Origin of the sequence: Candidatus Mycobacterium methanotrophicum (assembly GCF_023515995.1) — a bacterium.
Classification (GTDB): domain Bacteria; phylum Actinomycetota; class Actinomycetes; order Mycobacteriales; family Mycobacteriaceae; genus Mycobacterium; species Mycobacterium methanotrophicum.
In genome coordinates this window covers 2,103,100-2,115,341 of the sequence record NZ_CP097320.1, presented here as the reverse complement: position 1 = coordinate 2,115,341, position 12,242 = coordinate 2,103,100, and the positions used below count along the sequence as shown (strand labels likewise).

Sequence of the window (12,242 nt, the reverse complement as noted above, 5' to 3'; positions counted from 1 at the left end):
GGCCTAAACGGCGACCAGGTCGTCGGCGTGCACCGCGGGCCGGCGCAGCTCCGCGGGCAGCTCCGAGGTCGACTGGCCAATCATGGTGGCCAGCAAGGCGGCGTCGTAGGCGACCACTCCGCGGGCCACCAGGGCGGCGTCTGGCCCCTGCAACTCGACGACGTCACCGCCATGAAAACTGCCGGACAGCCCCGTAATACCCGCGGGCAAAAGTGAGCGACGTTGGCCCAACACGGCCCGCACCGCGCCGGCATCCAGGCTCAATGCACCCACGGCCTCCGCGGCATAACGCACCCAAAACCGCCGCGCCGACATTCGGTTTGGCCGAGCGGCGAACACCGTCCCGACCGAGGCGTCCGCCAGCGCGATCGCGGCATCACCGGCCGCGGCAAGCAGCACCGGCACCCCGGCGTCGGTGGCCAACAGCGCCGCGGACACTTTTGATGCCATCCCGCCGGTGCCCAAGTGACTACTCCGTCCGGCGACCACTTGATCCAGGTCCGCGGGCCTTAAAACCTCAGGAATGAAACGTGATTCGCGGACTTTGCGCGGGTCGGAATCGTACAACCCGTCGATGTCGCTCAGCAGCACCAGCGCGTCGGCGCCGACGAGGTGTGCCACCAGCGCCGAGAGCCGGTCATTATCGCCGAACCGAATTTCGTTGGTGGCAACCGTGTCGTTCTCGTTGACGATTGCCACCGCGTGCAGCGCCCGCAGCCGGTCCAGGGTGCGCTGGGCGTTGGTGTGCTGAACCCGCATCGAAATGTCATGCGCGCTCAGCAAGACCTGCCCAACGCTACGCTGGTAACGAGCGAATGCCGCACTCCACGCGTTCACCAGCGCAACCTGTCCGACGCTGGCCGCCGCCTGTTTGGTGGCCAGGTCGGCGGGCCGCTTGGTCAGCCCGAGCGGCTCGATACCGGCAGCAATCGCTCCCGAGGAAACGATGACGACGTCGGAACCCGCTTTCATCCGCGCCTCGATGGCGTCGACCAGCCGCGCCAGCCGACCGGCGTCGAACCTGCCGGTTGGCGTGGTCAACGCCGTGGTGCCGACCTTGACCACGAGGCTTCGCGCGGTGCGAATAGCCTGCCGTGCGGTGGTCATTTCTGGTTACCGCTCCTCCGGCTTTGGCGCCGCCCCTCCTCACCGCTGCGTCCCCCTCGCCGCTGCGCGGCTGGGGGCACCCCCACTGCGTCGTCGTCGGCGCGGCGCTGGCGGCGCGCCGCCTTGCGTTCGGCAGCGCCGACGCGGTCGCTGCTGTCGAGCCGGGCGTCGGTGCCGCGCCTCGACATCGTGGTGTCGATGCCCGACGGCGTCTGCGGCTCCCAGTCGAAGGTGACCTCACCGATGGTGACCGCGCATCCCGGCCGTGCGCCGAGCCGGACAAGTTCGTCCTCGACGCCCAGACGGGCCAACCGGTCACCGAGGTAGCCGACCGCCTCGTCGTTGTCGAAGGCGGTCTGGGCGATCCAGCGTTCGGGCCGTCGGCCGCGGACAACGAACCCGCCGTGGGCGTCGGATTCCACCGTGAAACCAGACTCATCGACCGGGACAGGGCGGATCACCGGCCGTCGCGGCACTGCCACCGGCTGTGCAGCGTAATACTCGAACACCAGGTCGGCGAGTGCAAATATCAACGGCTGCAACCCTTCCCTGCTGACCGTCGACACCAGAAACACCGGCCAGCCGCGCGCCGCGATTTCGTCGTGAACGAATTCGGCCAGCTCGCGGGCCTCCGGCACGTCGATCTTGTTGAGCACCACGGCCCGTGGCCGCTCGATGAGGTCGCCGAGAGTGGAATCCCCTTGCAGCGTAGGCGTATAGGAGGCCAGCTCGGCTTCCAGCGCATCAATGTCGGACACCGGGTCGCGGCCCGGCTCGGCGGTGGCACAGTCGACCACGTGCACCAACACCGCGCAACGCTCGATGTGCCGCAAGAAATCCAGCCCCAGGCCGCGGCCCTGTGACGCACCCGGGATCAGGCCCGGCACGTCGGCCACAGTGAACGTGCGCTCTCCTGCCGAGACCACACCAAGGTTGGGAGCCAGTGTGGTGAACGGATAGTCGGCAATCTTCGGCTTGGCCGCCGAGATCGTCGACACCAAGGAGGATTTGCCGGACGAGGGAAACCCGATCAACCCGGCGTCGGCGACGGTCTTGAGTTCGAGCGTGAGATCACGGGATTCGGCCTTCTCCCCGAGCAGTGCGAAACCCGGCGCCTTGCGTGCCCGCGAGGCCAGCGCGGCATTGCCCAGCCCGCCGCGCCCTCCGGCCGCGGCTTCGAACCGGGTGCCCGCACCGACCAGATCGGCGAGCAACCGGCCGTTCTCGTCGAGCACGACGGTCCCGTCGGGAACCTTGACTTCCAGATCGGCACCGGCGGCGCCATCCCGGTGACCGCCCATGCCCGGCTTGCCCGAGGCCGCGACGATGTGCGGCCGAAAGTGAAAGTCGAGCAGGGTGTGCACCTGCGGGTCGACGACCAACACGACGCTGCCGCCGCGGCCGCCGTTGCCGCCGTCGGGACCGCCGAGCGGCTTGAATTTCTCGCGATGGACCGAGGCGCAGCCATTACCGCCGGAGCCTGCCCGGCTATGGATGACGACGCGGTCGACAAACCGAGGCATCGGAGTTCCTCTTAGCCAATCGGCGGCCCTCTGCGTCGAAATCCACGTTTTGCCGGAAAACTGCGAGTGGGCGTAGGCAAAACGTCGATCTCGCGTGAAGGCCGAATGGGAAGGCTGGGCCTCAGCCCTGCCCGGCCGGCACGATAGTGACCGTCTTGCGTCCCCGCTTGACGCCGAACTGGACGGCCCCGGCCGCCTTCGCGAACAACGTGTCGTCGCCGCCGCGGCCGACGTTGAACCCCGGGTGGAAATGTGTGCCGCGCTGGCGAACGATGATTTCGCCGGCCTTGACGATCTGGCCACCGAACCGCTTCACGCCCAGCCGTTGCGCGGCCGAATCCCGGCCGTTGCGCGAGCTGGAAGCGCCTTTTTTGTGTGCCATGCTGTCGCCTCCGCTAGTTGATCCCGGTCACCTTCAGGACCGTCAGCTGCTGACGGTGCCCCTGACGCTTGTGGTAACCGGTCTTGTTCTTGAACTTGTGGATACGAATCTTGGGACCCTTGGTGTGCTCGAGCACCTCACCGGTCACCGCAACCTTGGCCAGCGCCGCGGCGTCGGTGGTGACGGTGGCGCCATCGACAACCAGGGCGACCGGCAGCGACACCTTCGCACCCGGCTCAGAGTCGAGTTTTTCGACCTTGACGACGTCTCCGACGGCGACTTTGTACTGCTTGCCGCCGGTCTTGACGATTGCGTAGGTCGCCATGGTCACGTCTACCTCTTCTGTGTCTTCTGGCGCGCGCGACCAAAGGTGCGCGGGCCGGTCTGGGAGTGCCGGCCAAAGCCCTCCTCAGCGGGCCTGGTGACAACTGGTCAAGGGTACGTGACCAGCGGCAAAAGGGTCAAACCGGCCAGTTAGTCCTCATGGGTCGGTGGGCCGGCCGGCCGGTCGGGCCGCGGCGCGACGTCGGCGGGGATGCGCGACGGCGGTAACGGCGGATTCGCGATCGGAATCTTCGTCGTCGGCGTCGGAGTCGTCGGTGTCATCACCGTCGAGGTCAACGGCTCCTCCTCGTCGTCCTCGAGGTCGTCCTCGTCCTCGTCGTCGTCTTCGTCCTCCTCGTCTTCGTCCTCCTCGTCCTCGTCCTCCTCGTCTTCGTCCTCGTCGTCTTCGTCGTCCTCGTCTTCGTCCTCGTCGTCGAGGTCGACCTCATCGTCGTCGCCGGTGTCGTCGAAGTCGGGATCCTCCAAGTACTCTTGAGCGGCCTCAGGCGCGACCGGCTTTGGCGGCTGGCCGCCGGCTTCAGCGTCTTGCCCGTCGTGCCCGTCGATTGCTTCGTCAAAATCCTCAATGTGCGCAGACTCGTCGGCTTCGTCGTCATGGCGACCGTTGACCGCGGCCATTGCCTTGAACATCGGGTGCTCGCCGGGAGTGTGCTCCGGCACTTTGGCCACCGCAGGCTCGTCGGTCTTGCTCTTCTTGGAGCGCCGGCCCCGCTTACCGCCCGACTCCGATTTGCGAACGATCGCCGACACTGAGTCGACGGGATCAGCGTGCAACGTGATTCCCCGGCCGGCGCAGTGCGGGCAGGCCGTCGAAAATGCCTCGATCAGACCGGTTCCCAGCCGCTTGCGGGTGAGCTGCACCAGCCCCAACGAGGTGACTTCGGACACCTGATGACGAGTGCGGTCACGTACCAGCGCCTCGGTCAACCGCCGCAGCACCAGGTCGCGGTTCGACTCGAGCACCATGTCGATGAAGTCGATGACGACCATGCCGCCGATATCACGCAACCGCAGCTGGCGCACGATCTCCTCGGCGGCTTCGAGGTTGTTCTTGGTAACGGTCTGTTCGAGGTTGCCACCGGAGCCGGTGAACTTGCCGGTGTTGACGTCGACCACCGTCATCGCCTCGGTCCGGTCGATCACCAGCGTCCCGCCCGAGGGCAGCCAGACCTTGCGGTCCATCGCCTTGGCCAGTTGCTCCTCGATGCGGTGCACCGCAAAGACGTCTGGACCTGTCCCCTCGCCGGAAAGGTCTGCGGCCTCGTATTTGTTTAGCTTCGGCACAAGTTCGGGCGCAACCGAATTCACGTACTCGTTGATAGTGGTCCAGGCTTCCTCCCCGGACACGATCAGCTGGGTGAAGTCCTCGTTGAACAGATCCCGAATCACCTTGACCAGGACGTCGGGCTCTTCGTAGAGCGCCACAGCGGCGCCGGCCGCCTTCTGCTTGGTCGCCTCCGCCTCGGCGGCGATCTGCGCCCACCGATCCTGCAGCCGGGTCACGTCGGCGCGGATGTCCTCTTCCTTGACGCCCTCGGAGGCGGTGCGGATGATCACGCCGGCGCCCGACGGCACCACCCCGCGCAGGATCTCTTTGAGGCGCTGGCGTTCGGTGTCGGGAAGCTTGCGGCTGATGCCGGTCGACGATGCACCCGGCACATACACCAGGTAGCGACCGGCCAGCGACACTTGGGTGGTCAGCCGGGCCCCCTTGTGCCCGACCGGGTCCTTGCTGACTTGGACCACGACATAGTCGCCGGGCTTGAGTGCCTGCTCGATTTTGCGATTGGACCCACCCAGGCCGGCGGCTTCCCAGTTCACCTCGCCGGCGTAGAGCACACCGTTGCGGCCGCGGCCGATGTCGACGAACGCCGCCTCCATCGACGGCAGCACGTTCTGCACGATGCCCAGGTAGATGTTGCCGACCAGGGAAGCAGAAGCCGCCGAGGTCACGAAGTGCTCGACGACGATCCCGTCCTCGAGCACCGCAATCTGGGTGTACCGCGACCCCGGGTGCGGTGGTTCGGTGCGGACCTTGTCACGAACGATCATCACCCGCTGGACCGCCTCGCGGCGGGCCAGGAATTCGGCTTCGGTCAGGACGGGCGGGCGCCGCCGTCCGGCATCGCGCCCGTCGCGGCGGCGCTGCCGCTTGGCCTCCAACCGGGTCGAGCCGTCGATGCCCTGGATCTCGCTCCTGGCGGAGTCGCTGGCAGCTTTGTCAGCTGCCCGGGGGGTCCGCTCATGCACCACGGTGTTCGGCGGATCGTCGGGCGACGGGCTTTCATCGGAGTCGTCCCCGGAACCCGACTTGCGGCGACGACGGCGTCGGCGACGACGGGTGGCGCCGTCACCGGCACCATTGTCGCCGTCGCCGTCACCGTCGTCGGAGTCCTCGCCATCGCCGTCGGCGTCCTCGGCGTCGTCCGTTTCGGCGTCGCTGCCGTCATCGTTGGTGTCGTCGCCACCGCGGCCGTCGGATCCGCCCTGTTCGCCGCGGCCCCGGCCACGTCCCCGGCGGCCACGGCGGCGCCGATGGCTGGCCGGGCGTTCGCCCTGGTCGTCGTCGGTATCGTCGTCTTCGTCGGAATCCGACGAGTCTTCGGGGTCGTCGGCGTCCTGGGCATCCTCGTTGACCCTGATCGGCTGTGGAGCGACGAACAGCGGCATGTATTCGGGACGGTCGACGGGGTTCTCTGGGGTCTCCAACATCAGCCGGGACTCGGGTTCATCCGCCGCTGCGGCCGGCGCCGGTTCGGTCGCGACGACCGCCGCGGCGGCGCCGGTGTCCGGTGCGCTGCCCAACAGATCGCGCACGCGGACCGCGTCGACGCGATCCACCGTGGAATGGGCGCTACGAACCCGGCCGTCGAGTTCGGCCAGTGCGTCGAGCACCTGTTTGCTGGTCGTCCCGAGCGCTCTGGCCAGCGAATGGACTCTCAGCCGGTCACGCAGGTCCTCGTGCTGCGTCGCGTCTGCTGGAAGCTCTGAGAATGGGCCACCGTCTATCACGTATTCTCCTCAAGCCCCCGGGCGCGTCCAATGCGACGCGGCCACGCGAGGGCTTCGCTATTGTGTCCGGGTCACTTCTCCCGAACTTGTGATGGTCTCGCCCCGAGCGGCTCTTTTTCGAACACACTCGGCGCCGGTTGTGAATGATGGCTGGACAGTCGGCGCCCGAATCGCGGTTCGCGGTGGTCGCGCTTGTCGAAGTCTTCATTCGGGCGTCTGTCAGCGTTCCTGAGCCGGTCCGGCGACGTTCACCCGCCACTCAGTATCCCATACCGTTAGAGCGACTCGGACCAAGTGCACCGATCTTCGTGGTTAGGTCTTGGAGAACCACAGCGCGATCTCGCGCTGAGCCGACTCGGGTGAATCCGAGCCGTGCACCAGGTTGAACTGCGTTTCGAGGCCGAAGTCGCCGCGGATGGTGCCGGGAGCGGCGTTTTGCACCGGGTCGGTTGCGCCGGCCAGTTGCCGCACCGCCGCGACCGCCCGCGGGCCCTCCACGATCGCCGCCACCAGCGGCCCTGAGGTGATGAACTCCAGCAGCGAGCCGAAAAACGGCTTGCCGTCATGCTCGGCGTAGTGCCGGCGGGCCAGCTCATCGTCGATGATGCGCAGTTCCAGCGCGGTGACGGTGAGCCCTTTGCGCTCGATGCGGCCGATGATCTCGCCCACCAAGCGCCGCTCGACGCCGTCGGGCTTGATCAACAAGAGGGTCCGCTCAGTCATCGGCGCCACTCCTCCTCATCGCTTCGTCCCCCTCGCCGCTGCGCGGCTGGGGGTGCCCCACGGCATCGTCGCCGGCGCAGTCACGGCGGACAGCGTACCTGGAGATCAGTCCTGGGGCGGCTGCTGTCCGGGCAACACGCCGCGTCGCTGGCGACGCAGAACCTCGGCGCGTAAGTAAGCGATCAGCCCCCATACGCCGGCGAAAAGCAGCCCAATCAGTCCCACGCCCGGGTACACCAGGAAACCGGCAATCACGACGAGCTGCACTGTAAGGTTCAGCCAGACCGCCCATGACCGGCCCTGCAGCCCGGTGAGCAGGACCAGGACCACCGCCAAGCCGATCAAATATGCCAGTGCGACCGGGGTCAGCCCGCCGCCGACCGCGCCGACCACCGGCAACGCCAGCAGCACCACGATCGCCTCCAGGAGCAGCGTGCCGGCCATCACGCCGCGGAAGCTCTTCCACGGGTCAGGCTGTGTCACGCCGGATCCCGACCGAACAACGTACGTGCAGCCCCGGCGGTGACGACCGAGCCGGTGATCACAATGGCGGTCCCGGAGAACGCGTCTTCGCCGACTTGCCCACCCGCCCCGCCCGACAAGGCGTCGTCAACCAGTACGGTCGCGGCTTCGATTGCGGCAGGCAGGTTTTCGCACGCGATCACCCTGTCTGTTCCGTAGCGCTGCTGCGCGGCCAGCGCCAGCGACTCGACGTCGAGAGCGCGCGGTGATCCATTGTGGGTGACCACGATTCGATCCAGGACCGGTTCCAACGCGGCAAGGATGCCGCCGACGTCCTTGTCGGCCAGCACGCTGACCACCCCGACCAGGAACCGGAAATCGAACTCGTCGGCCAGCGTCTGCGCCAGCGCCGCCGCGCCCGCCGGGTTGTGCGCGGCGTCGATGAACACCGTCGGGGCGCTGCGCATGCGCTCCAACCGGCCCGGGCTGGCGGCGGCGGCGAATCCGGCCCGGACGGCATCGACGTCGAGTTGACGCTGGGCACCCGCGCCGAAGAACGCCTCGACGGCGGCCAGCGCCAGTGCCGCGTTGTGGGCCTGATGTTCGCCGTGCAGCGGCAGATACACGTCGGAGTACACACCGCCGAGGCCCTGCAGCTGCATCACTTGGCCACCGATGGCGACCTGACGGCCCAGCACCGCGAACTCGGACTCTTCGCGGGCGACCGCGGCGTCGGCGCGCACAGTCTGCGCCAGCACGACCTCCATCGCCTCGGGCACTTGGCGGCCGATCACCGCGACGGTGTCGGGTGCGCCCTCGGCGGCCTTCGCGATGATGCCGGCCTTTTCGCCGGCGATTCCGGCGAGATCGCTGCCCAGGTACTCGATGTGGTCGATGCTGATCGGGGTGATGACGGCGACCGGCGCGTTGACCACATTGGTGGCGTCCCAACGGCCGCCCAGGCCCACCTCGACGACCGCGACCTCGATCGGCGCATCAGCGAACGCCGCGAACGCCATTGCGGTGAGCACCTCGAACTTGCTCATCCGCGGGCCACCGCCCTCCTGCGACTGCTGGTCGACCATCTGCACAAACGGCTCGATTTCGGAGTAGGTGGAAACGTACTGGGCGGGGCTGATCGGGTGTCCGTCGATCGCGATCCGCTCGACCGCCGACTGCAGGTGCGGGCTGGTGGCCCGGCCGGTGCGCCGGTCCAGCGTGGTCAGCAGCGCATCGACCATCCGCGCCACCGAGGTCTTGCCGTTGGTGCCGGCGATATGAATCGACGGGTAGCCGCGTTGGGGTGAGCCGAGCAGATCCATCAGCGCGGTGATACGAGTCAGGCTCGGCTCGATTTTAGTTTCCGGCCAGCGCTGGTCAAGCAAATGCTCGACCTGTAGTAAGGCCGCGATCTCATCTGGGGTCGCAACCAGGCCGGTGGATGCGGGGTCGGGCGGCGCAGGAGTCAATGCAGCCCGGCCAACCTGGCCGTTATCCGGTCGGTTTCCTCGCGGGCCACCCGTTGGCGTTCTCGTTGTTTGTCGACGACCGCGGTCGGCGCCTTGGCTATGAAGTCGGCATTGCCCAATTTGGCTGTGGTGGAAGCCAATTCCTTTTGTGCGGCGACCAAGTCCTTTTCAAGACGTCGACGCTCGGCCGCCACGTCGATAGTGCTCGAGGTGTCGAGTTCGACGACGACGACGTCTTTGGCGTCGGAGCCCAGGCCAACCTCGAGCGACGCCGACGGGCTGAATTCCGGGCCCGCATCGGTCAGCCACGCCAGCGAGGTGACCGAACCGACCTGGGTGCTCAAGTCGGCGGCGTCGATACCCGATAGCCGGGCCGGCACTTTCTGCCGGTCCGCCAGGCCCTGGTCGCTGCGGAAGCGCCGGATCTCGGTGACCAGCTTCTGCATGTCCGTGATCCGTTGCGTAGCAACATTATCCATGCTGATGCCGGACGGCTTCGGCCATTCGGCTATCACCAGCGACTCTTGACCGGTTAAGGCCTGCCACAGCGTCTCGGTGATGAACGGGATCACCGGATGTAGCAGGCGCAGCAGGGTGTCCAGCACGGCGGCCAGCACCGCGGTGGTGGGGGTGAGACCATCGGCCAGTTGCGTCTTGGCCAGTTCGACGTACCAGTCGCAGAATTCATCCCAGGTGAAGTGGTAGAGGGCCTCGCAGGCGCGGCTGAACTCATATCCTTCGAGAGCCGAATCAACTTCGGCCCTAACTTCTTCCAGCCGTCCCAGGATCCAGCGGTCAGCGTCGGTCAATTCGGCGGGATCAGGCAGCGAGGCCAGACGGGCACCGTTGAGCAAGGCGAACCGGGTGGCGTTGAACAGCTTGGTGCCGAAATTGCGTGACGCCCGGACGTGATCCTCGCCGACCGCGAGATCGCCGCCGGGACTGGCGCCGCGGGCCAGCGTGAACCGCAGGGCGTCGGCGCCGTAGATGTCCAGCCAGTCCAGCGGATCAACGACGTTGCCCTTGGACTTGCTCATCTTTCGGCCAGACTCGTCCCGGATCAGCCCGTGCAGGAAGACGTCGGTGAACGGCACCTGCGGGCCGCGCTTGCCGTCCTGGGTGATGGCGTCGTCTCCGCCGACGAAGGTGCCAAACATCATCATCCTGGCCACCCAGAAGAACAGGATGTCGTAGCCCGTCACCAAAAGGCTTGTCGGATAGAACTTTTCCAGTTCCTGGGTTTTCGACGGCCAGCCCAAAGTGGAGAACGGCCACAGCGCCGAGGAGAACCAGGTGTCCAGGACGTCGGGATCTTGCTCCCAACCGTCGGGCGGTGTCTCGTCCGGACCGACGCAGATCTGCTCACCGTCAGGGCCGTACCAGATCGGGATTCGGTGGCCCCACCAAAGTTGCCGCGAAATGCACCAGTCGTGCATGTCGTCTACCCAGGCGAACCAGCGCGGCTCCAGGCTCGCCGGGTGAATCACGGTGTCGCCGTTGCGAACTGCGTCGCCAGCGGCCTTGGCCAGCGATTCCACCCGGACCCACCACTGCAGCGACAGCCGCGGCTCGATCGGCTCGCCGCTGCGTTCGGAGTGTCCGACACTGTGCAGGTAGGGGCGCTTCTCCTCGACCATTCTGCCCTGCGCTACCAGCGCTTCGCGCACTGCCACGCGTGCGTCGAAGCGATCCAGCCCGTCGAATTGTGTTCCGGTTTCCGTGATCCGGCCCTTGGTGTCCATGATCGAAGGCATCGGCAACTGGTGTCGTATTCCGATTTCGAAGTCATTCGGGTCGTGGGCAGGTGTGACTTTGACTGCGCCGGTTCCAAATTCAGGGTCGACATGATCGTCGGCGACGATAATGAGCTGCCGGTCGAGGAATGGGTGCGCCAGCGTGGTGCCGACCAGCTTTCGGTAGCGTTCGTCGTCGGGATGAACCGCGATCGCGGTGTCGCCCAGCATGGTCTCCACCCGGGTGGTGGCCACCACGATATGCGGCTCGGAATCGTCGAGCGAGCCGTACCGGAACGACACCAGTTCGCCTTCGACGTCCTCGTATCGGACCTCGAGATCCGAGATCGCCGTTTCGAGCACCGGCGACCAGTTCACCAGCCGCTCGGCTTGATAGATCAGACCGGCGTCATAGAGCCGCTTGAAGATGGTGCGCACAGCTCGCGACAGTCCGTCGTCCATGGTGAAGCGCTCGCGGCCCCAGTCCACACCGTCGCCCAGCCGGCGCATCTGGCCGCCGATGGCACCGCCAGACTCGCGCTTCCAATCCCAGACCTTCTCGATGAACAGTTCGCGGCCGAAGTCCTCTTTGGTCTTTCCGTCGAGCGCGAGCTGCTTTTCCACGACACTCTGAGTGGCGATACCCGCGTGATCCGTACCCGGCTGCCACAGCACTTCATAGCCCTGCATGCGCCTGCGACGGGTCAGAGCATCCATCATGGTGTGCTCAAGCGCATGCCCCATGTGCAAGCTGCCGGTCACGTTCGGAGGTGGCAGCACGATCGAATACGCGGGTTTTGGGCTGGTCGGGTCCGCCGCGAAGTAGCCCGCGTCGAGCCAACGTTGGTAGATCGCGCTTTCGGCCGCGCCCGGATCCCAAGCCTTGGGCAGGGCGTCAGCCCGCTCGTTAGCGACGGGTCGGGCGCTGGCGGTCACCCGTCAATTCTAGAAAGCACGAGGTCGGCAACGAACACCGCCCGCGGTGAAGTGCGTTTTCGGTGGTTACTTCTTACCTCCGAGCAATCCGCCGAGGATGTCGCCGGCCTTGGAACCAACGCATTGCCCAACACGGTGCCCAGTGACTTGTTGCCGCCCATGCCGCCAAGGATGCTGCCCAACACGTCGTTGAGCGCCGCTGAAGAAGCGGCCTCCTTCGCGGGAGTTCCACTCTTTCCGCTGAGTTGCTTTCCGACATAGGCCAGCACGATCGGCGCCAAGATCGGCAGAAGTTGCTTGAGCAGAGCGCTGTTGGCTCCACCGCCGCCGGGCAGGCCGCTGGCGGCATGGCTGTCGGCCGCGGACTCGATCTTGCTGGCGTGCTCGGGGTCCTGGGCATTCTCGTGCAAACCGCCGACTAGTGCCGGCACCAACAGCTGAACCGCTTTGTGGACCTCCGCTTCGTCGACGCCGATTTTGTTTGCGATGTCACTTGTGGGGATCTGAGCGAAAAGATCCTCAAGGCCAGACATAACACGACAGTAGCGCG

Annotated in this window: 9 protein-coding genes and 1 pseudogene; all 10 read right to left on the bottom strand. The window is 66.5% G+C overall.

What is annotated here, in order from left to right; genetic code table 11:
• Window positions 1-3: 3 nt before the first annotated feature.
• On the bottom strand, window positions 4-1,107 hold the full coding sequence (gene proB, locus M5I08_RS11200; RefSeq protein ID WP_219068025.1) for a glutamate 5-kinase: 1,104 nt from the start codon (window positions 1,105-1,107) through the stop codon (window positions 4-6).
• On the bottom strand, window positions 1,104-2,630 hold the full coding sequence (gene obgE / locus M5I08_RS11195; protein WP_219068024.1) for a GTPase ObgE: 1,527 nt from the start codon (window positions 2,628-2,630) through the stop codon (window positions 1,104-1,106). The genes proB and obgE overlap by 4 nt, the downstream gene beginning before the upstream one ends.
• A 121-nt stretch (window positions 2,631-2,751) precedes the next feature.
• Window positions 2,752-3,012, bottom strand: a complete 261-nt coding sequence (rpmA, locus tag M5I08_RS11190; protein WP_219068023.1) for a 50S ribosomal protein L27 — start codon at window positions 3,010-3,012, stop codon at window positions 2,752-2,754.
• 13 nt (window positions 3,013-3,025) lie between these two features.
• Window positions 3,026-3,337 (bottom strand): 50S ribosomal protein L21, encoded by a 312-nt coding sequence (gene rplU, locus M5I08_RS11185; protein WP_219068051.1) that lies wholly within the window; start codon window positions 3,335-3,337, stop codon window positions 3,026-3,028.
• Window positions 3,338-3,486: 149 nt separating this feature from the next.
• Window positions 3,487-6,369, bottom strand: coding sequence for a ribonuclease E (gene rne / locus M5I08_RS11180; protein WP_219068022.1), 2,883 nt, complete (start codon window positions 6,367-6,369; stop codon window positions 3,487-3,489).
• A 312-nt stretch (window positions 6,370-6,681) separates the two neighbouring features.
• Window positions 6,682-7,092 carry a nucleoside-diphosphate kinase gene (gene ndk, locus M5I08_RS11175; RefSeq protein WP_219068021.1) on the bottom strand — a complete coding sequence of 137 codons (411 nt, stop codon included), beginning with the start codon at window positions 7,090-7,092 and terminating at the stop codon, window positions 6,682-6,684.
• Window positions 7,093-7,197: 105 nt separating this feature from the next.
• The gene (locus tag M5I08_RS11170; RefSeq protein ID WP_219068050.1) at window positions 7,198-7,536 is read right to left on the bottom strand and encodes a DUF4233 domain-containing protein; all 339 of its coding nucleotides are present in this window, start codon (window positions 7,534-7,536) and stop codon (window positions 7,198-7,200) included.
• 35 nt (window positions 7,537-7,571) lie between these two features.
• Window positions 7,572-9,023 (bottom strand): bifunctional tetrahydrofolate synthase/dihydrofolate synthase, encoded by a 1,452-nt coding sequence (folC, locus tag M5I08_RS11165; RefSeq protein WP_219068020.1) that lies wholly within the window; start codon window positions 9,021-9,023, stop codon window positions 7,572-7,574.
• Window positions 9,020-11,692: a valine--tRNA ligase gene (locus M5I08_RS11160; RefSeq protein ID WP_219068019.1), complete on the bottom strand. Its 2,673-nt coding sequence runs from the start codon at window positions 11,690-11,692 to the stop codon at window positions 9,020-9,022. Before M5I08_RS11160 ends, folC begins: the two co-directional genes overlap by 4 nt.
• 66 nt (window positions 11,693-11,758) lie before the next feature.
• Window positions 11,759-12,225: pseudogene (locus tag M5I08_RS11155) on the bottom strand (DUF937 domain-containing protein).
• Window positions 12,226-12,242 lie beyond the last annotated feature (17 nt).